Annotated in this window: 25 protein-coding genes and 1 rRNA gene; 23 read left to right on the top strand and 3 right to left on the bottom strand. The window is 49.4% G+C overall.

All coding sequences use genetic code 11. From position 1 onward, the window contains the following. Nucleotides 1-38 precede the first annotated feature (38 nt). The 12 genes from rplO (at nt 39) to truA (ending at nt 7,113) form a co-directional block, all read left to right on the top strand. On the top strand, nt 39-479 hold the full coding sequence (rplO, locus tag ACFQ2I_RS21715) for a 50S ribosomal protein L15 (protein ID WP_262679566.1): 441 nt from the start codon (nt 39-41) through the stop codon (nt 477-479). After that, on the top strand, nt 480-1,781 hold the full coding sequence (secY, locus tag ACFQ2I_RS21720) for a preprotein translocase subunit SecY (RefSeq protein ID WP_377568021.1): 1,302 nt from the start codon (nt 480-482) through the stop codon (nt 1,779-1,781). Nucleotides 1,782-1,876: 95 nt separating this feature from the next. After that, on the top strand, nt 1,877-2,527 hold the full coding sequence (locus ACFQ2I_RS21725) for an adenylate kinase (protein WP_377568023.1): 651 nt from the start codon (nt 1,877-1,879) through the stop codon (nt 2,525-2,527). Beyond that, on the top strand, nt 2,527-3,291 hold the full coding sequence (gene map, locus ACFQ2I_RS21730; RefSeq protein WP_377568024.1) for a type I methionyl aminopeptidase: 765 nt from the start codon (nt 2,527-2,529) through the stop codon (nt 3,289-3,291). The genes ACFQ2I_RS21725 and map overlap by 1 nt, the downstream gene beginning before the upstream one ends. Nucleotides 3,292-3,293: 2 nt before the next feature. Next, nucleotides 3,294-3,575: a hypothetical protein gene (locus tag ACFQ2I_RS21735; RefSeq protein WP_377568026.1), complete on the top strand. Its 282-nt coding sequence runs from the start codon at nt 3,294-3,296 to the stop codon at nt 3,573-3,575. 2 nt (nt 3,576-3,577) lie between these two features. Then, on the top strand, nt 3,578-3,793 hold the full coding sequence (gene infA, locus ACFQ2I_RS21740) for a translation initiation factor IF-1 (protein WP_015847200.1): 216 nt from the start codon (nt 3,578-3,580) through the stop codon (nt 3,791-3,793). Nucleotides 3,794-3,838: 45 nt separating this feature from the next. Next, nucleotides 3,839-3,952, top strand: coding sequence for a 50S ribosomal protein L36 (gene rpmJ, locus ACFQ2I_RS21745; RefSeq protein WP_003333770.1), 114 nt, complete (start codon nt 3,839-3,841; stop codon nt 3,950-3,952). Between the two features lie 19 nt (nt 3,953-3,971). After that, nucleotides 3,972-4,340 (top strand): 30S ribosomal protein S13, encoded by a 369-nt coding sequence (gene rpsM / locus ACFQ2I_RS21750; RefSeq protein ID WP_377568029.1) that lies wholly within the window; start codon nt 3,972-3,974, stop codon nt 4,338-4,340. 19 nt (nt 4,341-4,359) lie between these two features. Further along, a complete protein-coding gene (gene rpsK, locus ACFQ2I_RS21755; RefSeq protein ID WP_377568031.1) occupies nt 4,360-4,755 on the top strand; it encodes a 30S ribosomal protein S11 in 396 nt (131 codons plus the stop codon). A 130-nt stretch (nt 4,756-4,885) separates the two neighbouring features. Then, nucleotides 4,886-5,830: a DNA-directed RNA polymerase subunit alpha gene (locus ACFQ2I_RS21760; RefSeq protein WP_262679588.1), complete on the top strand. Its 945-nt coding sequence runs from the start codon at nt 4,886-4,888 to the stop codon at nt 5,828-5,830. 45 nt (nt 5,831-5,875) lie between these two features. Further along, on the top strand, nt 5,876-6,241 hold the full coding sequence (gene rplQ / locus ACFQ2I_RS21765) for a 50S ribosomal protein L17 (protein ID WP_262679589.1): 366 nt from the start codon (nt 5,876-5,878) through the stop codon (nt 6,239-6,241). Nucleotides 6,242-6,363: 122 nt separating this feature from the next. Beyond that, on the top strand, nt 6,364-7,113 hold the full coding sequence (gene truA / locus ACFQ2I_RS21770) for a tRNA pseudouridine(38-40) synthase TruA (RefSeq protein ID WP_377568034.1): 750 nt from the start codon (nt 6,364-6,366) through the stop codon (nt 7,111-7,113). 51 nt (nt 7,114-7,164) lie between these two features. Here the strand turns inward: truA and ACFQ2I_RS21775 are convergent, their stop codons facing one another. Next, nucleotides 7,165-8,184: a DUF4097 family beta strand repeat-containing protein gene (locus ACFQ2I_RS21775; RefSeq protein WP_377568036.1), complete on the bottom strand. Its 1,020-nt coding sequence runs from the start codon at nt 8,182-8,184 to the stop codon at nt 7,165-7,167. A 322-nt stretch (nt 8,185-8,506) separates the two neighbouring features. Here ACFQ2I_RS21775 and rplM point away from each other — a divergent pair, with 322 nt between their 5' ends. The 7 genes from rplM (at nt 8,507) to ACFQ2I_RS21810 (ending at nt 15,656) form a co-directional block, all read left to right on the top strand. Next, nucleotides 8,507-8,944: a 50S ribosomal protein L13 gene (gene rplM / locus ACFQ2I_RS21780; protein ID WP_377568038.1), complete on the top strand. Its 438-nt coding sequence runs from the start codon at nt 8,507-8,509 to the stop codon at nt 8,942-8,944. Between the two features lie 20 nt (nt 8,945-8,964). Further along, nucleotides 8,965-9,357, top strand: a complete 393-nt coding sequence (gene rpsI, locus ACFQ2I_RS21785) for a 30S ribosomal protein S9 (protein WP_377568040.1) — start codon at nt 8,965-8,967, stop codon at nt 9,355-9,357. Nucleotides 9,358-9,677: 320 nt separating this feature from the next. Next, a complete protein-coding gene (locus ACFQ2I_RS21790; protein WP_377568042.1) occupies nt 9,678-11,294 on the top strand; it encodes a sensor domain-containing diguanylate cyclase in 1,617 nt (538 codons plus the stop codon). Nucleotides 11,295-11,628: 334 nt separating this feature from the next. Further along, on the top strand, nt 11,629-12,324 hold the full coding sequence (locus ACFQ2I_RS21795; protein ID WP_377568044.1) for a phosphoadenylyl-sulfate reductase: 696 nt from the start codon (nt 11,629-11,631) through the stop codon (nt 12,322-12,324). Nucleotides 12,325-12,357: 33 nt separating this feature from the next. Further along, nucleotides 12,358-13,533 (top strand): sulfate adenylyltransferase, encoded by a 1,176-nt coding sequence (sat, locus tag ACFQ2I_RS21800; protein WP_377568046.1) that lies wholly within the window; start codon nt 12,358-12,360, stop codon nt 13,531-13,533. A 115-nt stretch (nt 13,534-13,648) separates the two neighbouring features. After that, entirely contained in the window at nt 13,649-14,437 is a 789-nt protein-coding gene (cwlD, locus tag ACFQ2I_RS21805; RefSeq protein ID WP_377568048.1) for an N-acetylmuramoyl-L-alanine amidase CwlD, read from the top strand. Nucleotides 14,438-14,552: 115 nt separating this feature from the next. After that, nucleotides 14,553-15,656, top strand: a complete 1,104-nt coding sequence (locus ACFQ2I_RS21810) for an Mrp/NBP35 family ATP-binding protein (protein WP_377568050.1) — start codon at nt 14,553-14,555, stop codon at nt 15,654-15,656. Between the two features lie 67 nt (nt 15,657-15,723). Here ACFQ2I_RS21810 and gerD read toward each other — a convergent pair whose 3' ends face one another. After that, nucleotides 15,724-16,398, bottom strand: a complete 675-nt coding sequence (gene gerD / locus ACFQ2I_RS21815; protein ID WP_377568052.1) for a spore germination lipoprotein GerD — start codon at nt 16,396-16,398, stop codon at nt 15,724-15,726. Between the two features lie 149 nt (nt 16,399-16,547). On the opposite strand from gerD, the gene ACFQ2I_RS21820 reads away from it, so the two are divergent. Continuing rightward, complete coding sequence (locus ACFQ2I_RS21820) at nt 16,548-17,177, top strand: KinB-signaling pathway activation protein (RefSeq protein WP_377568054.1); 630 nt, start codon at nt 16,548-16,550, stop codon at nt 17,175-17,177. Between the two features lie 12 nt (nt 17,178-17,189). On the opposite strand, the gene pdaB is transcribed toward ACFQ2I_RS21820, so the two are convergent. Next, nucleotides 17,190-17,978, bottom strand: a complete 789-nt coding sequence (gene pdaB, locus ACFQ2I_RS21825; RefSeq protein WP_377568056.1) for a polysaccharide deacetylase family sporulation protein PdaB — start codon at nt 17,976-17,978, stop codon at nt 17,190-17,192. A 154-nt stretch (nt 17,979-18,132) separates the two neighbouring features. Here pdaB and ACFQ2I_RS21830 point away from each other — a divergent pair, with 154 nt between their 5' ends. From ACFQ2I_RS21830 to ACFQ2I_RS21840, 3 genes are all read left to right on the top strand, one after another. Then, on the top strand, nt 18,133-18,759 hold the full coding sequence (locus tag ACFQ2I_RS21830; RefSeq protein ID WP_377568058.1) for a stage II sporulation protein M: 627 nt from the start codon (nt 18,133-18,135) through the stop codon (nt 18,757-18,759). Between the two features lie 136 nt (nt 18,760-18,895). After that, entirely contained in the window at nt 18,896-19,117 is a 222-nt protein-coding gene (locus ACFQ2I_RS21835) for a hypothetical protein (protein WP_377568062.1), read from the top strand. Nucleotides 19,118-19,312: 195 nt separating this feature from the next. Then, a 16S ribosomal RNA gene (locus tag ACFQ2I_RS21840) occupies nt 19,313-19,378 on the top strand; the annotation flags it as partial.

Below are 19,378 nucleotides of genomic sequence, written 5' to 3' on the forward strand. Positions count from 1 at the left end.
TATGTCAAACACGAAATATATAAGGAGGTGCGAAAGCGATGAAATTGCATGAACTAGCACCAGTTGCCGGATCCACTCGCGCGCCTAAACGCAAAGGCCGCGGTATCGGTACAGGTAACGGCAAAACAGCAGGCAAAGGCCATAAAGGTCAAAATGCTCGTTCCGGCGGCGGCGTACGTCCTGGTTTCGAGGGTGGTCAAAACCCGCTGTATCGTCGTGTTCCGAAGCGTGGCTTCAACAATCCATTCCGCAAGGAATATGCGATTGTTAACATTGAAGATCTGAACAGCTTTGCAGCAGGTACTGAAATCACTCCAGAGGTTCTTCTTGAGCAAGGAATTGTTAAAAATCCTTTGGCAGGAATCAAAATCTTGGGTAATGGTGAATTGAAGGTAGGTCTCACTGTAAAAGCGAATAAGTTCTCTCAATCTGCGGTAGAGAAAATCCAGGCTGCCGGCGGTAAAACCGAGGTGATCTAATTGTTCACGACCGTGTCCAACATATGGAAAGTAACAGATCTGCGTACGCGCATTCTGTTTACACTTTTCATTTTGCTCATTTATCGTATCGGTGCATTTATACCGGTGCCAGGTGTTAATACTGATGTGTTCGAAAACTTGAATGAACAAGGCGCCGACTTGTTCGGCCTGCTGAATACTTTCTCGGGTGGCGCGCTATTCCAGTTCTCCATCTTCGCCATCGGTATTACACCCTATATTACGGCTTCCATCATCGTACAGCTGCTGTCGATGGACGTTATTCCGAAATTCGCGGAATGGGCCAAGGAAGGCGAGAACGGCAAGCGCAAGCTTGCGCAAATTACGCGCTACGGAACAGTTATCCTGGGTATGGTTCAAGGTTTTGCCACTGCGATTGGCTTCAACCGTCAATATCAAATGGAAATGATTCCTGGCGCATCCTTCGTAGATTACTTGGTCATCGCGATCATCCTGACGGCAGGTACTGCCTTCCTGATGTGGCTCGGTGAGCAAATTACGGAGAGAGGTATCGGCAACGGTATCTCCATTCTGATCTTCGCTGCAATCGTAGCCGGTATTCCTGGCCACATTCGCACGATCTATCAAGATCAATTCGTAGGCACTCAGGATCAGTTATTCCTGAATATCGTGAAGATGCTGATCGTCGTATTGGTGATTGTCGCCATTATCGTCGGCGTTATCTTCATCCAGCAAGGGGTTCGGAAAATTCCGGTTCAATATGCGAAGCGTGTTGTCGGACGCAAAATGTATGGCGGACAGTCCACTCACATTCCGATGAAAGTGAATGGCGCAGGCGTTATCCCGGTTATCTTCGCGATATCGTTGATCATGTTCCCGATTACGATTGCAAGCTTCTGGTCCCAATATGCTTGGGCGCAATGGATTATGGACAATATGAACTATGACAAGCCGCTGGGCATGGTCTTGTACGTATTGCTCATTATCGGCTTCACGTTCTTCTATACCTTCGTGCAAATTAATCCGGTGCAAATGGCGGATCAAATGAAGAAGAATGGCGGCTACATCCCGGGCATTCGTCCAGGCAAGCCAACATCCTCTTACTTGACACGCGTTATGTCAAGGATTACACTCACAGGTGCCATCTTCCTGGCTGCGATTTCCATCCTGCCTGTGTTCTTCGGAGCACTTGCCGGCCTGCCGAAAACGGTGCAATTGGGAGGCACTTCGCTTCTGATCGTAGTCGGCGTTGCGCTGGATACGATGAAGCAAATTGAAAGCCAGTTGATCAAACGCCATTACAAAGGGTTTATCAATAAATAACAATAGGTTCGAGGACGGGCTGCCGCTGCCATAACGACAGGAATGGCTAGCGTCGCCCGAACGGACCTATTGTGCTTAAAGCGAGGAACACGCTAATGAACATTTTATTTATGGGCCCTCCGGGCGCAGGTAAAGGAACACAGGCAGAGCGCATTGTAGAGGAGTTCAATGTTCCGCATATCTCCACAGGCGACGCTTTCCGTCTCGCGATGAAGCAGGGCACTCCGCTCGGCCTTAAAGCGAAGGAATATGTGGACCAGGGTCTGCTTGTACCGGACGAGATTACGAACGGCATCGTGAAAGAGCGCTTGGCGCAGGACGATTGCACGAACGGATTCTTGCTGGACGGCTTTCCGCGTACGCTGCAACAAGCTGAAGCGCTTGATGTCATGCTGGCGGAGCTTGGCCGGAGCATCGACCATGTTGTCAACTTAAAGGTTGATCGCGGATTGCTGCTTGCCAGATTGACTGGCAGACGCATCTGCAAATCCTGCGCCACCACTTATCATGTATTGTTCAATCCGCCTAAGGTTGAAGGCATCTGCGACAAGGATGGCGGAGAGCTGTATCAACGCTCAGACGATACGGAAGAGAAGGTAGGCACTCGATTGGATGAATATACGTCCAAGACGGCGCCGTTGCTTAACTATTACAGTGATAAGGGACTTCTTCGCGAAGTCGATGGCGAGAAGGATATTAATGACGTAACATCAGATATCGTATCCTGCCTGAAAGGGTCATTGTAATGATTATTTGCAAATCCGAATCGGAGCTGCGATTAATGAGGGAAGCCGGACGCATCGTGGCCGAAACCCATCGCCTCATGGCGAATGCGGTTAAGCCGGGCGTTACGACGGGCGAACTGGATGCGATTGCTGATAAGTTCATCCGCAGCCAAGGTGCGATACCATCCTTCAAAGGTTACAATGGATTTCCTTCCAGCATATGCGCTTCTGTCAATGACGAACTGGTGCACGGCTTTCCCGGATCTCGCAAGTTGAACGAAGGCGATATTATTAGCATCGACATCGGCGCGCAGTTCGAGGGCTTCCATGGGGATTCCGCCTGGACCTACGGGGTCGGGAAGATTTCCGACGAAGCGCAGCGACTGCTGGATGTCACGGAAGAGTCGCTCTACGCGGGTCTTGCGCTTATCAAGCCAGATGTTCGGTTATATACAATTTCGCACGCCATCCAAGAGGTAATTGAAGCAGCAGGCTTCTCCGTCGTGAGGGAATACGTAGGGCACGGAATCGGCGCGGATCTGCATGAAGAGCCGCAAATACCGAACTATGGTATACCGAACAGGGGACCGCGGCTCAAGCCCGGTATGGTGCTTGCTATCGAGCCAATGGTCAATATCGGCGAGCGATATGTCCGAACGCTTGAAGACAATTGGACAGTCGTAACACAGGATAGCAGCTTATGCGCTCATTTTGAGCATACGGTTGCTGTCACGGAGGACGGCTTTGAAATATTGACCATTTTGCCGCAGCAGTCAGAGGTGTAACGATGGATGCTTGTCCCCAGATTGGTCAGTTTGTCAAAGTGCTTCGAGGCAAAGATGCAAACAGCTATGCCATCATCATCGCGATTGTCGACGAACGATTCGTCCTCATAGCAGATGGCAACAAGCGAAGATTTCATCAGCCGAAGAAAAAGAACGTTCTGCATCTGGAGTTGCAGCCTGCCATTAGTCCAGAGGCAAGAGACAGCTTGAAAGAAACGGGCAGGGTAACCAATGCCAAGTTGCGTTATGCAATACAGAAGTTTGCCCATGCGAAAGGAGAATGAAGGTGGCGAAGGAAGACGTCATTGAAGTCGAAGGTACGGTTATCGAGCCGTTGCCGAATGCCATGTTCAAGGTGGAGCTGGAGAACGGTCATCAGATTCTCGCACATGTGTCCGGTAAGCTCAGAATGCACTTCATCCGCATTTTGACAGGAGACAAAGTGGTTATACAGTTATCGCCTTATGATTTATCAAGAGGGCGCATCACCTATCGGAAGTAGACCGCATATGCGGAGCGCTTGCGAAAGATTCGGGAGGTAATCACAATGAAGGTCAGACCTTCGGTTAAGCCAATCTGCGAGAAATGCAAAGTCATTCGTCGCAAAGGCAACGTTATGGTGATTTGTGAAAATCCGAAACACAAACAAAAACAAGGATAAAAGGAGGGAAACTTAGCCTATGGCACGTATAGCTGGTGTAGACATTCCGCGCGACAAGCGCGTCGAAATCGCTCTGACATACATCTTCGGTATCGGTAGAACGACTTCGAAGAAAGTACTCGCTGAGACAGGCGTCAACCCTGATACACGCGTTCGTGACTTGACGGAAGATGAGCTTGCTCGTCTGCGCGAGACCATCGACAAAACGGTAAAAGTGGAAGGCGATCTTCGTCGCGAGGTTTCACTGAACATTAAACGCCTGACAGAGATCGGCTGCTACCGCGGTCTTCGTCATCGTCGCGGACTTCCTGTTCGCGGTCAACGTACGAAAACAAACGCGCGTACTCGCAAAGGTCCTCGTCGGACTGTAGCTAACAAGAAGAAATAAGAAGGGAGGACAATAAATAATGGCTAAAGCTAAAAAAGTCGTTCGTACGAAACGACGCGACCGGAAAAATATTGACAGTGGCGTGGCTCATATCCGCTCCACGTTCAACAATACGATCGTAACGATCACAGACCCGCACGGCAACGCCATCTCATGGGCTAGCTCCGGCAACCTGGGCTTCAAAGGCTCCCGCAAGAGCACTCCGTTCGCTGCGCAGATGGCTGCTGAGTCCGCTGCAAAAGCTGCAATGGAGCATGGCATGAGAACTGTTGAAGTTATGGTCAAGGGCCCTGGCGCAGGCCGTGAAGCTGCAATTCGTTCGCTTCAAGCCGCTGGCCTTGAAGTTAGCATGATCAAGGACGTAACTCCGGTTCCGCATAACGGATGCCGTCCTCCAAAGCGTCGTCGCGTATAGTTACCTCGTTGGCTGTGGTATCAAATATCTGCAACTTGTGAATAATGGTTGTGAAGGTTTGGCATACTACGAGATTTGACATAATTGACGACTAGTGTAACGGAGCGACGTTTGAAGGAGGGTACTAATAGTGATTGAGATCGAAAAGCCGAAAATCGAAACCGTTGATGTGAATGACGAAGGAACTTACGGACGTTTCGTCGTTGAGCCGCTGGAGCGCGGGTACGGCACGACACTGGGTAATTCCCTTCGTCGGATTTTGTTATCGTCTCTGCCTGGCGCAGCTGTAACATCGGTACAGATCGATGGAGTACTTCATGAGTTCTCGACGGTTCCCGGAGTGATTGAGGACGTAACAGAGATCATTCTGAACCTGAAGGGGTTATCGCTCAAGATTCACTCCGATGAAGAGAAAGTACTGGAAATTGATGCGGAAGGCGAAGGCAACGTAACAGCGGGCGATATTCGTGCTGACAGCGATGTCGAAATTTTGAGCCCTGATCTTCACATTGCGACTTTGGCCTCCGGTGCCCGTCTGCATATGCGTATCTACGCGAATCGCGGACGCGGATATGTGCAAGCGGACCGGAACAAGAGCGATGATCAACCGATTGGCGTCATTCCTGTGGATTCTATCTACACGCCGATTACTCGCGTTAATTACAGTGTAGAGAATACGCGTGTCGGCCAAGTGACTAACTACGACAAGCTTACGCTTGAAGTATGGACGGACGGCAGTATTCGCCCTGAAGAGGCGGTCAGCCTCGGCGCGAAAATATTGACAGAGCACTTGGACTTGTTCGTTGGCCTAACGGATGAAGCCAAAGATGCGGAAATAATGGTTGAGAAGGAAGAAGACAAGAAAGAGAAAGTTCTGGAGATGACAATCGAGGAGCTGGATCTTTCGGTTCGATCATACAACTGCTTGAAACGCGCAGGCATCAATACCGTTCAAGAGCTGATCACGAAATCCGAAGAGGACATGATGAAGGTTCGCAACTTGGGCCGGAAATCACTTGAGGAAGTACAAGAGAAGCTGGAAGAGCTGGGGTTAGGCCTGCGTATGGATGAGTAGTCAACCATCACGTGCAGACAACAGAGCAAGGGAGGGGAAAACAAGATGGCATATCAAAAATTGGGTCGTGACGCAAGCGCGCGTAAAGCATTGTTCCGTGATCTGGTAACGGACCTGTTCCTGTATGAGCGCATTCAAACGACAGAAGCGAAAGCAAAAGAGGTTCGTTCCATCGCTGAAAAGCTGATCACAAAGGCGAAGAAAGGTGACCTTCACGCTCGTCGCCAAGTGGCCGCTTACGTTCGCCGCGAATCTATCGATGGTGGTCAAGATGCGATTCAGAAGCTGTTCTCCGAACTGGCAAGCCGTTACTCGGAGCGTGCAGGCGGTTATACACGTATTCTGAAGCTGGGACCACGTCGCGGTGATGCTGCGCCTATGGTTTACTTGGAGCTGGTTGACCGTACTTAGTCGTTAGGGCTGCTGGCAGCCCTTCACTTCGTTGGTCGATTTCGGAATTGAGAAAGGGTGGACCTTCGCGGCCACCTTTTTTTATTTACAATCATATTTTGTCGCGATATGGAGTGGAGCGTATGCGCAATATTGCCATTAGAGTAAGCTATGACGGAACGGACTTCAATGGATACCAAATACAGCCGAGAGGGCGTACCGTTCAGGGGGAGCTGGAGAAGGCGATTAAGCATCTAACCGGCGAGGAAGTGACGCTTGTCGGATCTGGTCGTACGGATGCCGGTGTGCATGCGAAGGGGCAAGTATGCAACTTCCGCACGACTTCCGCCATACCTGTAGAGCGATGGGCGATTGCGCTTAATACGCGGCTTCCGGGCGATATCATCATTCTGGAGGCATGGGAAGTGCCGTATGAGTTCCATTCCAGCAAGTCCGCTAAGCGGAAAACTTACCGGTACACCATCGATAACGGCAAATTCCCTGATGTGTTCAGCAAGCGTTATCGCTTCCATCATCCCGCGCGACTGGATGTGGGAGCGATGAGAAGTGGGTTATCTCATTTGATTGGCACGCACGACTATACTTCATTCACATCAACTCATTCCACCAAGCCCAGTCACATTCGCACGATTTACGATGCCCGATTGATAGAGGAAGGATCGGTTCTTCATATTGAGCTGACGGGCAATGGATTTCTGTACAATATGGTGCGCGTTATCGCCGGAACGATGATGTTCGTGGGGCAAGGGAAGCTGCAGCCTGATGACATCAAGCATATTCTGGATGGAGGAGACCGCAGTCTGGCGGGGCCGACGGCCATGCCGCACGCCCTAATGCTGGTAGATGTGGAGTATGATGAAAAGTCTGAATGAAAAATGTGAAACAGCTCTTCCCGTTTCTCGAAGAGCTGCTCGATGGATGGTTTATTTCAGGGTGAAATTGCCGGAGCTGGTGCGGGCGTAAAGAAGCACCATGCCGTCACCGAACATTCCTTTGATGGCATCCTTGTCGGATGTCATATCACTAGCGGTGAAGCCGTTCTTATTGATTCTTCCTACACCGGAGCCGCCCATGTAATCCACGGCCAGAGAATCAGGGTCCTGTTCCAATTCCACCGTAATATTACCGCTGGAGGCTTCCAGCTTCGTATCGTAAAGCAATTGTTCGGCGTCCAGCTTAATGTTGCCGGAAGTAACCTTGACCGTTAATTCGGCGAATCCGTCCGACAGATCAACGCCTCCGCTTATTGCACGAATATTCATCGTATTGGCCAGATACTGGGCAATGGCGATATTCCCACTGCTTGTTATGGCTTCGATATGCTTGCTTTCTGTGTCAGTCAGCTTGATGTTGCCGCTGCCGGCTTTCAATGTGATGTGGGAGCCGACGATTGTATCTGCTTTAATATTGCCGCTGCCAGTTTTCGCCTCCAGTACGTCTACATTTGCAGCTGTAATAGAGACATTGCCTGATCCGGCATCGGTCTGTATGCGTCCCGTTGCAACGTCAGACACTGTAATATTGCCGCTGCCTACTTTCACATCAAGCGCATTCCACAGCTTTTCAGGAAGCTCGATCGTCATCGTGACGTTGACGATCCGTATTATTCTCCATTCGTTGTCGAGGCTTGTTTCCAACTGCAGCATAGTGCCGGATCGCATAGTATCCAGCTTCAAGCTCCTGGCTAAAGATGGCGTGGCGTTGCCTTCCAGCTTGACAATCGCCTGAGAAGTGCCGCTGCCTTTTCTGATGTTGACGTTAATGCTTCTACTCTCGATGTTCAGATTCTCCACCTGGTTCATTTCGAGTGTATACTCCTGATTAACCTCGTCCGTCATGAAAGAGATCAATCCTTCGACTGGAGATTTGCCACCCATGCCAATCACATAAGTGAGTCCAATGATTCCGATGAGCACAAGAATAATGCCTACTGATCGTTTCACAATTTCCACTCCAATAGCGAATTAGTTTTTTTCTTTAATTGTAGCAGGGGTACTGGCAAATAAAAACATGCTTATGCAGGAGGAGACATCGGTCGCAAGACGGAGACAGGGCGCTTGAACGAAGAGAAGAAGAGCTTTAGAAAAAGTCGGAAAAGACTTGCGTATCGATGTTTTATATAGTAGAATATAGCTTGTGCTTTCTTATTGGCTATCCCACAGCCCCGAATAAGAAATGCGCTTGATATACACAACAATTATTAATAAACAGTGCTGTAGCACTGCTAACACTTGAATATCGTAAGAGAATTAAGGAGGATCATCCATGCGTACCACCTATATGGCTAAGCCTAACGAAGTTGAGCGTAAATGGTTCGTTATCGATGCCGCCGGCAAAACGCTCGGACGTCTGGCTAGCGAAGCTGCAAGCCTGATTCGCGGCAAACATAAGCCTCAATTTACGCCTCATGTTGATACTGGTGACTTCGTTATCGTGATCAACGCCGAGAAGATCGTATTGACTGGCAACAAGATGGCTGACAAGAACTACTATCGTCACTCCATGCATACTGGCGGACTGAAAGTAACCCCAGCTTGGAAGATGATTCAGAACAAGCCGGAGCGTATGATTGAGCTGGCTGTTCATGGCATGCTGCCGAAGAATCGTCTGGGCAACAAGATGAAGCTGAAGTTGAAAGTATACGCAGGTGCAGAACATCCACATCAAGCACAAAACCCTGAAGTCTACGAGCTTCGCGGGTAATAAAGAGGAGGACACGTTTCATGGCTCAAGTGCAATACTATGGAACCGGTCGTCGTAAACACTCAGTTGCACGCGTACGTCTTGTGCCGGGTGAAGGACGAATCGTCATTAATAAACGTGACATTAACGAATATTTCGGCTTGGAAACTTTGAAGCTGATTGTGAAACAACCTTTGAACTTGACTGACACATTGAGCAAGTACGATGTGCTTGTCATCGCTAACGGCGGTGGCATGTCCGGTCAAGCGGGCGCAATTCGCCACGGGATTTCCCGTGCACTGCTGAAAGCAGACCCTGAGTTCCGCCCATCGTTGAAGCGTGCAGGCTTCCTGACTCGCGATCCGCGTATGAAAGAGCGTAAGAAATACGGTCTTAAAGCGGCTCGTCGCGCTCCACAGTTCTCGAAACGTTAAGAACCCTTGTATATCAAGGAATTTCAGCCCTTGGCCTTCATTGGTCAGGGGCTTTAATTTTTGTTGAGAGAAGTTCGTGACCATTTTAATCGCCGAATGGGGCCAACCGCCGCCAGATGGTTTAATCACATATGTTTATTAATTGAAAGTCCGGATCTCGAATCCGGACTTTTTTTGGTGCGCCACGCATGGCGACTGACTAGGCGGTGAAAGTCCGTTGGGGAGGCGTAGTTACCAATCACTTGAAATGAGAAGGTATTCATAAGCTCAATGTATGCTATATTAGGTGTTAGAACTATTAAAGGAGACCCCATACGATTATGAAGCTGTCGTTAAAAAATCTAATTTTATTCGTTGCGCTTCTTTCAGTCATCTTAACGATGTTCAGCAGTACCTCATCCGGCTACCGAATGAGTCAGCAGACACTTATAGAAAATACATTGGAAACGAACAGAGTATATGCGCAAAAGCTTGCGAATACGACGGATGTTTTTTTTAAGATGATGTTGAAAATGTTAGAGGAAAGCTCAAATGATTTCTCTCCCTATATGGAACGTGAGGATAAAAATGCCAAGTCAATGCTTCTTCTGGAAGCAGATCACTTGAAGCATTTAACAAATGCTTTTAACTCTGTTGTCATCGTGGCTGCTGATGGCGAGGTTTTAGCGACATCACCGCAAACGATAGATTTATTGGGCAAATATTTGGATTCCGAAGGCGGATTGCAGGCCTTGAATGAACGAAAGCCATTCGTATCCAAGCCCTATCTGTCTATGACGGGACGTTTGATTATTTTTATTTCTCATCCTGTATTCGCTGCTGACGGCGACTACCTTGGTCTTGTTGGCGGCAGCATATATTTAAAGGAAGATAATATTCTGTATGAGATATTAGGCGAGCATTTCTATAAGGATGACTCCTATGTATATGTCGTAGATGAGGATGGCCGTATTCTATATCATCAAGATCAACAACGGATCAATGATCAAGTACAACAAAATCCAGTCGTAGCGCAACTGATGAATAAACAAAGCGGAGCCGCTCGGGTCACCAATACGAAAGATGTGGACATGCTGGCAGGGTATGCCTATATTCCTACAGTGGAATGGGGAGTTGTCTCACAGCGTTCGGCAGATGCCGCATTAGCGCCGGCAACGGATATGATGAACGAAATGATGCTAAAATCGTTGCCGTATTTATTAATATCGTTAGTTCTGATCTCTTTTATATCCAAATTAATAGCTCAGCCTCTGCAAAACTTGGCTCGTGTGACGGAATCCAGTACGGAGAACAATCAGAACGAGAACATGAAGGATATAAGAGCATGGTACTATGAAGCGATTCAATTGAAAAAAGCTGTGATGTACAGTCTTGGATTTCTGCATGAGAAAGTAGACTCGATCACGCATCAGTCCAAAACCGATCCGTTAACCAAGCTTACAAATAGAAGAACATTAGATGAACAAACAATCAAGTGGGTAGAGGATGATACGGCGTTCTCCATTGTATTACTCGATATTGATCACTTCAAACGAGTAAATGATACCTATGGCCATGCTATTGGAGACGAAGTGTTGAAATTTCTAGCGCAACAGATGAGAGAGGTGACGAGGAAAGAAGATGTATGTTGTCGCTACGGCGGTGAAGAATTTGTATTGCTTTTGAAAGACATGAATGAAACGGAAGCCTATCATGTGGCTGAAAAATTGCGAACAACAGTAGAGAACTCCGTAAGTCCCAGCGGCGACAAAATAACATTATCTGCGGGAATCGCTTCTTATCCAGCAACCGCATCAAACCTGACAGAGCTATTCAATAAGGCGGACGAATATTTATATGAAGCGAAAAAAACAGGAAGAAATCGGTGCATATCAGGGAGTGTATCTGGAAGTGCGTTGGGATCAAAAGTGACCAATGTTGCTGGAGGCACATATTAAAAACTCGGCTGCCATATGATAAACTGCTTCAAAATTGACCAAACAGACGCGAATCATTCGACGTGTGTTTGGTCTTTTCTATTATTCGCCGATCATAAGACTTGCCGCGGCACTCTTCTACATGGCGGCTTTGGTATCTAAGCATAAGTAGACTTTTGTTTACTTTGGCGGTGACCGCTTCGAAGCGGAATGCATAGGCTAAAGCACAATTAGCGGCGGATATGAGAATGCACAATGGAGATGAATGTCAATTAGCCATTGAATTTCAAATAAGGAGCATATATAATTGATAATACAGATCAAATTACTTGGATTTAAGGAGTGAGGGCGTATAATGAACTTGTTTGAGAAGGAAGCACTTATTAATGAAAAAGCGGTCGAGTTGGAAACGGCGTCGCCCGAGGAGATTGTCCGTTTCGCAGCGGATACTTTCCCGAACCTCACGTTCGCTTGCAGCTTTGGAGCAGAAGATGTTGTGTTGGTCGATATACTACAAAAAGTAAGCCCGAAGACCGATATATTCTATCTGGACACGGACTTTCACTTCAAGGAGACGTATGAGACGAGAGACTTGCTTAAGCAAAGATATCCCGGCATTCCCTTCGTGGAAGTGAAGCCTGAGCTTACGCCGGAGGAGCAGGCTGCACAGTTCGGAGATGAGTTATGGAAGAAGGATGCCAATCAGTGCTGCAACATTCGGAAGGTTGCGCCATTGACATCAATATTATCCAAGTATGAAGCGTGGATTACTGGCATTCGCCGCGATCAAGCGCCTACCCGCGCCAATGCCAAGAAGATCGAATACGACGCCAAGTTCGGATTAGTGAAGTTCAATCCCATTGCAAGCTGGAGCAATGAAGAGGTGTGGGCATATATTCGTGAGCATAACGTCATCTACAATCCGCTGCATGACCGCAATTACCCCAGCATCGGCTGCGAGTACTGCACTCGGCAGGTCATGCCAGGAGAGGATCCGCGAGCGGGACGCTGGTCAGGCAATGAGAAGACAGAATGCGGTCTGCATAAGTAAGTAGGCGATAAGAACAGAGGAGGGTGAATGATAATGACGCAAATATTGCCTCATGGCGGCATTCTGGTCAATCGGATTGCGCAAGGAGAGGAGCGGGAGACGGCGTTAAACAAAGCGACATTCCTGCCTGCGATTACGATTAACGCGTGGACCATATCGGATCTTGATTTGATCGGAGTAGGCGCTTTCTCACCGTTGACCGGATTTATGAATGAAGAGGATTATCACGCTGTTGTGCACGATATGAAGCTTGCCGACGGCACATTATGGAGTATCCCCATCACATTGCCTGTACAAGAAGAAGAGTTGCCGTGGTTGAAGACGGGCGAGCAGGCTGCGCTAATCGGGGAGGACGGCATTACTTACGGCATTATTGCCATTGATAGTATATATAAAGCCGATCAGAAGGAAGAAGCTGTACGTGTGTTCAAGACGGACGATATTGCGCATCCCGGCGTGAAGAAATTGTTCGGGCTACCATCCACTTATGTGGGCGGGTCCATTACCGTGCTTAATCGCCCAAGACCATCCCGATTCACGGAATTTTACTTCGATCCTGCGGAGACACGGCAGCAATTCGCAGAGAAGGGGTGGAAGACGGTCGTGGGATTCCAGACGCGCAATCCGGTCCATCGCGCGCATGAATATATTCAGAAGACGGCCATGGAAATTGTTGACGCACTGTTCTTGAACCCTCTCGTAGGGGAGACGAAATCTGACGATGTGCCGGCCGATGTTCGGATGAGGAGCTATCTTGCTCTGCTGGAGCATTATTATCCGGAAGACCGTACCTTCCTTGGCGTATTCCCGGCCGCGATGCGATACGCCGGTCCGCGTGAAGCCATTTTCCATGCCATCGTGAGGAAGAATTATGGCTGCACGCATTTCATTGTCGGGCGCGATCATGCCGGTGTCGGCGATTATTATGGCACGTATGAAGCGCAAGAGCTGCTCAAGACAATTCCTGTCGAGGAGCTTGGCATTACCCCGCTATATTTTGAGCACAGCTTCTTCTGCTCAGCTTGCGGCAATATGGCAACGTCGAAGACATGTCCGCACGACAAGTCGCAGCATGTGGCATTATCCGGCACGAAAGTGAGGGAGATGCTGCGCAACGGCATATGTCCACCGCCGGAGTTCTCCCGGCCTGAGGTCGCTTCCATTCTGATCGCTGGCATGACGGAGCAGGAGCAGCCGGTCACGACATGAAAGACACATAAATAGCCACCTCGTCCCATATACATGAAATTGAGCACAGGGCTTATCTTTCCGGAAGAACTCTGCTCAGTGAATTCATGGGGGCGAGGTGGTTTTTTTGCGGGGGATGAGTGGCCGTGTAGTCGTATGGATGACCTATAAAGGCGTATTGCGCTTAGCTATAGCTGGAATTGTTGTCGGGTTAACCGCCTTGCTGCTGGGACGCAGCATTCCTGCCACCAGCACATGGTCATATTGGACACTTCCATTGTCAGGCAAGACGATTGCCATTGACGCAGGGCATGGGGGAGTGGATGGAGGAGCAGTGAGCAAGAGAGGGGCGTTGGAGAAGGACTTGAATCTGGCGATTGCGCTCTACTTACGGGATTATCTGCAGCAGGCGGGTGCCGTCGTATTCATGACGCGTGAAGGCGACCACGATCTGGCGACCGGCGACGCGCATGCTTACAGCAAGCGTAAGACGGAAGATCTGAAGAGGCGCGTCTCGCTTATTAAGGAACAGAATGCCGCAGCGGTAATTAGCATTCACATGAACAGCATCCCGTCGGAGAAGTGGTCTGGTGCTCAGACGTTCTATCATCCAGCGACACATCCCGATAATAAGCGGCTTGCCGCATTCATTCAGACTGAAATCAGGAATCTGGGCAATACGACGCGCATCGCTTCTGTCAAGAAAGACGTCTATCTGATGAAGGCAATTCCCGATGTCCCTACTGCGCTGGTTGAGGTGGGCTTCCTCTCCAATCCCGGGGAAGCAGAGCGATTAGTTGATGCGAAGTATCAACGCCAGGTGGCTGCCGCGATCTATCAGGGCATTCTCCGGTTCAGCGCCGGCGAGAAGCTGAGCAGGCAGGAGCAAGAGGAAGTGGAGCTTCAGAATCATAAGAGGAAATGAGGCGGGGGAGGAGGGTATTGGTGATGGAGGCTGAGAGCAAGAGACTGGCTTCACTTCTACGCTATGTTATAATGGGAGCGAGTAGGGAGCTATCTACATAAAGGTGGGACTAGTAATGACGATGACACGCGAGCAAGCGATTGAAGCCATCGAATCCGTGATGGCTGGAGGATATGGCGCGGAAGGCATCTCCTTCCGCGACGTGATGGTGCGGGACCGTGGCGTATCGCTCACGGTCCTGGGAGCGAGCGCGGCGGCGCAGCCCGCGCTCGAGGCCTCGCTGCGCGAGGCCCTGGCGCCCCTCGGCGCCGATACCGTGCATTGCCGGTATCGGGACGAGGGCGCGCCAGCGGCGGGCGGCGCAGCTGCGCCCGCCGGCAATGCGGCGCCCGGCACGGCCGGCGCCGCAGGGAGTGGCGGCCCCGTACAAGGGCACGGGGCCGACCTGATCTCCCCGCTGCTGGAGCCCGGCAGCGGGGTGCAGTTCATCGCCGTCGCCAGCGGCAAGGGCGGCGTCGGCAAGTCCACGGTGACCGTCAATCTGGCGGTCGCCTTGGCCCGCAAGGGCAAGCGGGTCGGCATTATCGATGCCGACATCTACGGCTTCAGCGTGCCCGACATGATGGGCATCGAGGAGCGCCCCGAAGTCGTGAACGAACGCGTCATCCCGATCGAGCGATTCGGCGTGAAGGTCATGTCGATGGGCTTCTTCGTTGAAGACAACAGCCCGATTGTCTGGCGGGGACCGATGCTGGGCAAGATGCTGCGCAACTTCTTCCAGGAGATCGAGTGGGGAGAACTGGATTACATGCTGCTTGACCTGCCTCCGGGGACTGGTGATGTAGCGCTGGATGTGCATCAGATTATTCCGCACAGCAAGGAGATCATCGTGACGACGCCGCATGCGACGGCTGCCTTCGTCGCAGCACGAGCAGGCGCTATGGCGATTACCACCAAGCATGAAATCATCGGAGTGGTGGAGAACATGTCATACTTCCAGTCGGCTTCAACAGGGGAGAAGGAATACGTCTTCGGTCGCGGCGGTGGCGGACGACTGGCGGAGACGCTGCATTGCGACCTGCTGGCGCAGATCCCGTTGGGGGCGCCAGACAACCATCCGTCCGAGCCCGACTTCTCACCGTCTATCTATAAGGCGGATACAGAGACGGGACAATTGTACCTGGAGCTCGCGGACAGCGTGCTGACACGGTGTGAATAATGAACAAAGCTCGATTCCGACTTGGCCGGAATCGAGCTTTCTTCGTTTTGAACGTTGTCGGATTCGGCTACTCGCCTTGGCCCTCGTCTCCACCGCCTTGTTCCTCTTCCGAGCCTTGCCCCTCCTCGGAGTCTTTTTTCTCTTTCTTCACTTTCTCATCCGGTTTCGGTTGGAGCTCCTCTTTGACCGCCACCTTCATCAGATCCAGCACTTCCAGTCGGAATAGCGGGTTCTGCATCGCTTCCTGCATCATGGACATGACTTCTTTGCGGTACTGCGCGCTTTTTAGGACGTCCAGTATCATGCGGTCCATCTCCGGCGTTTTCATCGTCTTTACTAATTCGGCTTGATATTGAGGGTCTTTCAGCAGCTCTTTGTGAATCTGCTTGTTTTGCTTATTTACCGACTTGGCGAATTCCCCTGCGAAGCGGGTATCTGTCATCAGCTTCTGGATGACCTTATCGTAATCGGGTGAGCTGATAACGTCCTTGACGGCCATTCGAACGTGCTCCTGATCTTGTACGGATAGCATCGAGGTGGATTGCGCGCTATACCCCGACAGTTGCTCTGTCGATTCCTGTAACGCCTTCTGTGCATCCTCCGTCTTTAGAATATCGATAACCATCGACTTCATATCCTTATAAGTAACCTGCTGGCCGCTTCCGCCAGAGGATTCCATTCCGCAGCTGCTCAGTAGAACGGTAAAGGCTAATATGATGCATAATGCCAATCGCCTCTTCATGTGCTGCCTGCCCCTTTCGTTATGAACTCGTCAGTAAGCTCTCTTGTATGCCTTATTATGTGCATCGTTCACGGTTTTATCATTGCCTGCATTAGCTTTTTGCTGTGATCGTGGTAAAATAAAGGGAAAACCCTTCGGGAGGATGGAACGTGACGTTACGCAAATGGTTTTTCTTATTTTGGAGCTGCATGGCGCTTGGCGCATTGGTATGCATCGTCGTGGGTGCGGCAATGTTGCTTACCGATCAGGAATTCGGCTTTCTTGGTTTTAAAGCCACTGGCTTTAATGTCTATATGATGGCGATATCGGGGCTTATGATTGGCGCTTTCAGTCAAATGGGCTTCTTCGCTTACTTGACGCTCAACTACATCGCGCTTAGCGTGTTTCGCAAAAAATACTTATGGACAACGTTGCAGGGATACACCACCGTATTCGCTGTATTCGGCATGGGATATGTGTTGTATGAGGGGCGAACGAATTATTGGTTTTTCTGGTTGTTACCGCTTCTACTGCTTGTCGCATCGCTACTCTTCTCCTGGTTGAAAGTAAAGCAGACCAACGCCAATGCTTTCGTGCCAACCATGTTCCTGTTGTTCGTAGTGACATTTATTGAATCATGGCCGGCGCTGCAAGGGGAGACGAACATTGCGGCGATCGTCTTTATGTTGATTCCGTTATTCGCATGCAATGCATACCAAAATATGATGATGCATCGGCTGTTGAAAAAAAATGAAGCCGACTCCGCTGCACCGAAGGCAGTGAAATCGGCGAATTCCTAACCGAGTCTATCATTAAGCATTGCCGGGAATGGATGTCTTTCTATCTTCGACAGCGTTGCCTTCGCTATCCGTGCCGGATATAAGCTGGGAGACGGTAACGAAATCGAAGCCCCTATCACGAAGCTGATCGATAATAGAGGGAAGCGCCAAGTGGGTCTGCTGTGCGGAGTCGCTTGCATGCAGGAGTACGATGTCTCCAGGATGGGATCTTGTGATGACGCGATTGACAATTTTGTCCGTGCCAATCTTCATCCAATCCAGTGAGTCGGTGTCCCATTGAATAACTTTATACTGCAGCTCGTCGGCAATGCGAAGCACGCGCTTGTCGAAGTCGCCATTTGGCATTCTGATCAGATTAGGTTGTTCCCCTGTAATGTCGGAGATGATGGTATGGGCTGTTCGGATTTGCTTGCGTATTTCATCATCGCTCATTTTGCTGTAGAAATCATGCTTATGACCATGGCTGCCAATCTCATAGCCCTCATCTTGTATTTTTTTCACAAGCTCTGGGTGAGATTGACTCCATACGGATGAGACGAAGAAGGTAGCCGACTTCACTTCCTTCTCTTTCAACACTTCCAGAATAGGTTCCAGACGCTTGTCTCCCCAACTAATATCGAAGGTAAGCGCCAATACCTTCTTATCTGTAGGGATACTGTAGATGGCTGCAGGCTGCTGAGGCGCGAATACGGTAATGTTATCCCGCTCGGCATAGATGATACCGATGGAGAACACTAGCGCAATCGCAATGAAGAAATACTTTTTCAGCTTTTGACCGTTCAACACATAAAACATATTCATGGGGCTTAAGCTCTCCTCTCTTGGCGCCTCTTAAGAGGCTGCCGCTTAGTGGCAAGGATTATTCAGTGGACGTGATGAACAACCTTTATTAGTACAATCTATGCTCGTACAGCTGATATATTCATTTATTTCATCAAAGGCAAGGAGGTAATCCGTGTTTCAATTAAATGAGATCATCCGTGACTTAAAAGGCATGAACCGATTTATCGGCATATCGTTTGTATTGTTCTTTGCGGGGATGGTTATAGGAGCGACGAATCCCGGCTTCAAGTCCATTCTGGAAAGTCAGATTCAAGCGTTGGGACAAATGGCCAAAACGATTGACTCCTCCAGCAATCCGACTTTATCCGCGATTATTTTCATTTTCCTCAATAATGCGATCAAGTCAATCTATGTGTTGTACTTTGGTGTGTTATTCGGCATTCTGCCCGTCTTGTTTCTTATCATCAACGGTATGGTCATTGGGTATTTGCTTCAAATGATTGCAGACAATCCGACAGGCATGAGCGTAATGGAAGTTATCTTCAAGGGACTGCTGCCGCATGGCATCATTGAAATTCCAGCGATCATTCTCGCATGTGCGTACAGCTTACGGTTTGGAGTACTGACATGGAAGGCCGCGGGCTACTTGCTATTCAACAGAGAGAAGCTGGGCGGAGTTGGGGATGCATACAAGACATTTCTGGTGCGCTCCGTTCCTGTATCGTTGATCCTAGTTCTGGCGTTGTTCTTGGCATCCGTCATCGAAAGTACCTTTACCGTATGGTTATTAAATCAATAATGGTGGGGACGTAATATTTTTTCCAATAATTGAGCATAACAGTAAGGCGGTGTCGAGAGCATGTGCGACATTGCCTTTTTTGTAACGTTGATTGACGGTCTAATGTGTGATACCAAGAAAGGGGCCGCATACTGTGATGCTGGGAATGCTGTTCAATAACAAGGAATGCAAGGAACTTGATTATGTTCTTCGCAAGGAACTGGATGAAATGCTGCTTGATCTCAATGACTCGCGGTTGGATGGAGATATTAAAGGAGCGATCGCGAGAAGATATAGGATAATCTTCCGTATGTATGCCCGTATTGCATCTCCAAAAGAGCTATCGCGTTATGCGCTTAACGCAAGAATGTATAAGTGAAAAAAATAAAAAAAGGGGGTTGCAATACTATGGACCCCTGTGATATATTATAAAAGTCGCCGCTGAGACACGGGCGATACGCAAGAGGAAAGAGATTGTTCCTTGAAAACTGAACAACGAGCGAAACTGCCCTGTTAATTCTAACGGATTAATGGAAAAAGCAATATAAGTAATGAGCAAGTCAAACGAACTTCTTTTATGGAGAGTTTGATCCTGGCTCAGGACGAACGCTGGCGGCGTGCCTAATACATGCAAGTCGAG

The sequence above is a fragment of the Paenibacillus chungangensis genome, from assembly GCF_042675905.1.
Taxonomy (GTDB): domain Bacteria; phylum Bacillota; class Bacilli; order Paenibacillales; family Paenibacillaceae; genus Pristimantibacillus; species Pristimantibacillus chungangensis.

What these genes read in the sequence shown, in the direction of transcription:
- rplO (WP_262679566.1), top strand. Translation starts at nt 39, where the DNA reads ATGAAATTGCATGAACTAGCACCAGTTGCCGGATCCACTCGCGCGCCT.
- ACFQ2I_RS21725 (WP_377568023.1), top strand. Translation starts at nt 1,877, where the DNA reads ATGAACATTTTATTTATGGGCCCTCCGGGCGCAGGTAAAGGAACACAG.
- map (WP_377568024.1), top strand. Translation starts at nt 2,527, where the DNA reads ATGATTATTTGCAAATCCGAATCGGAGCTGCGATTAATGAGGGAAGCC.
- ACFQ2I_RS21735 (WP_377568026.1), top strand. Translation starts at nt 3,294, where the DNA reads ATGGATGCTTGTCCCCAGATTGGTCAGTTTGTCAAAGTGCTTCGAGGC.
- rpmJ (WP_003333770.1), top strand. Translation starts at nt 3,839, where the DNA reads ATGAAGGTCAGACCTTCGGTTAAGCCAATCTGCGAGAAATGCAAAGTC.
- rpsM (WP_377568029.1), top strand. Translation starts at nt 3,972, where the DNA reads ATGGCACGTATAGCTGGTGTAGACATTCCGCGCGACAAGCGCGTCGAA.
- rpsK (WP_377568031.1), top strand. Translation starts at nt 4,360, where the DNA reads ATGGCTAAAGCTAAAAAAGTCGTTCGTACGAAACGACGCGACCGGAAA.
- rplQ (WP_262679589.1), top strand. Translation starts at nt 5,876, where the DNA reads ATGGCATATCAAAAATTGGGTCGTGACGCAAGCGCGCGTAAAGCATTG.
- truA (WP_377568034.1), top strand. Translation starts at nt 6,364, where the DNA reads ATGCGCAATATTGCCATTAGAGTAAGCTATGACGGAACGGACTTCAAT.
- rplM (WP_377568038.1), top strand. Translation starts at nt 8,507, where the DNA reads ATGCGTACCACCTATATGGCTAAGCCTAACGAAGTTGAGCGTAAATGG.
- rpsI (WP_377568040.1), top strand. Translation starts at nt 8,965, where the DNA reads ATGGCTCAAGTGCAATACTATGGAACCGGTCGTCGTAAACACTCAGTT.
- ACFQ2I_RS21790 (WP_377568042.1), top strand. Translation starts at nt 9,678, where the DNA reads ATGAAGCTGTCGTTAAAAAATCTAATTTTATTCGTTGCGCTTCTTTCA.
- ACFQ2I_RS21795 (WP_377568044.1), top strand. Translation starts at nt 11,629, where the DNA reads ATGAACTTGTTTGAGAAGGAAGCACTTATTAATGAAAAAGCGGTCGAG.
- sat (WP_377568046.1), top strand. Translation starts at nt 12,358, where the DNA reads ATGACGCAAATATTGCCTCATGGCGGCATTCTGGTCAATCGGATTGCG.
- cwlD (WP_377568048.1), top strand. Translation starts at nt 13,649, where the DNA reads ATGAGTGGCCGTGTAGTCGTATGGATGACCTATAAAGGCGTATTGCGC.
- ACFQ2I_RS21810 (WP_377568050.1), top strand. Translation starts at nt 14,553, where the DNA reads ATGACGATGACACGCGAGCAAGCGATTGAAGCCATCGAATCCGTGATG.
- gerD (WP_377568052.1), bottom strand. Translation starts at nt 16,398, where the DNA reads ATGAAGAGGCGATTGGCATTATGCATCATATTAGCCTTTACCGTTCTA.
- pdaB (WP_377568056.1), bottom strand. Translation starts at nt 17,978, where the DNA reads ATGAATATGTTTTATGTGTTGAACGGTCAAAAGCTGAAAAAGTATTTC.
- ACFQ2I_RS21835 (WP_377568062.1), top strand. Translation starts at nt 18,896, where the DNA reads ATGCTGGGAATGCTGTTCAATAACAAGGAATGCAAGGAACTTGATTAT.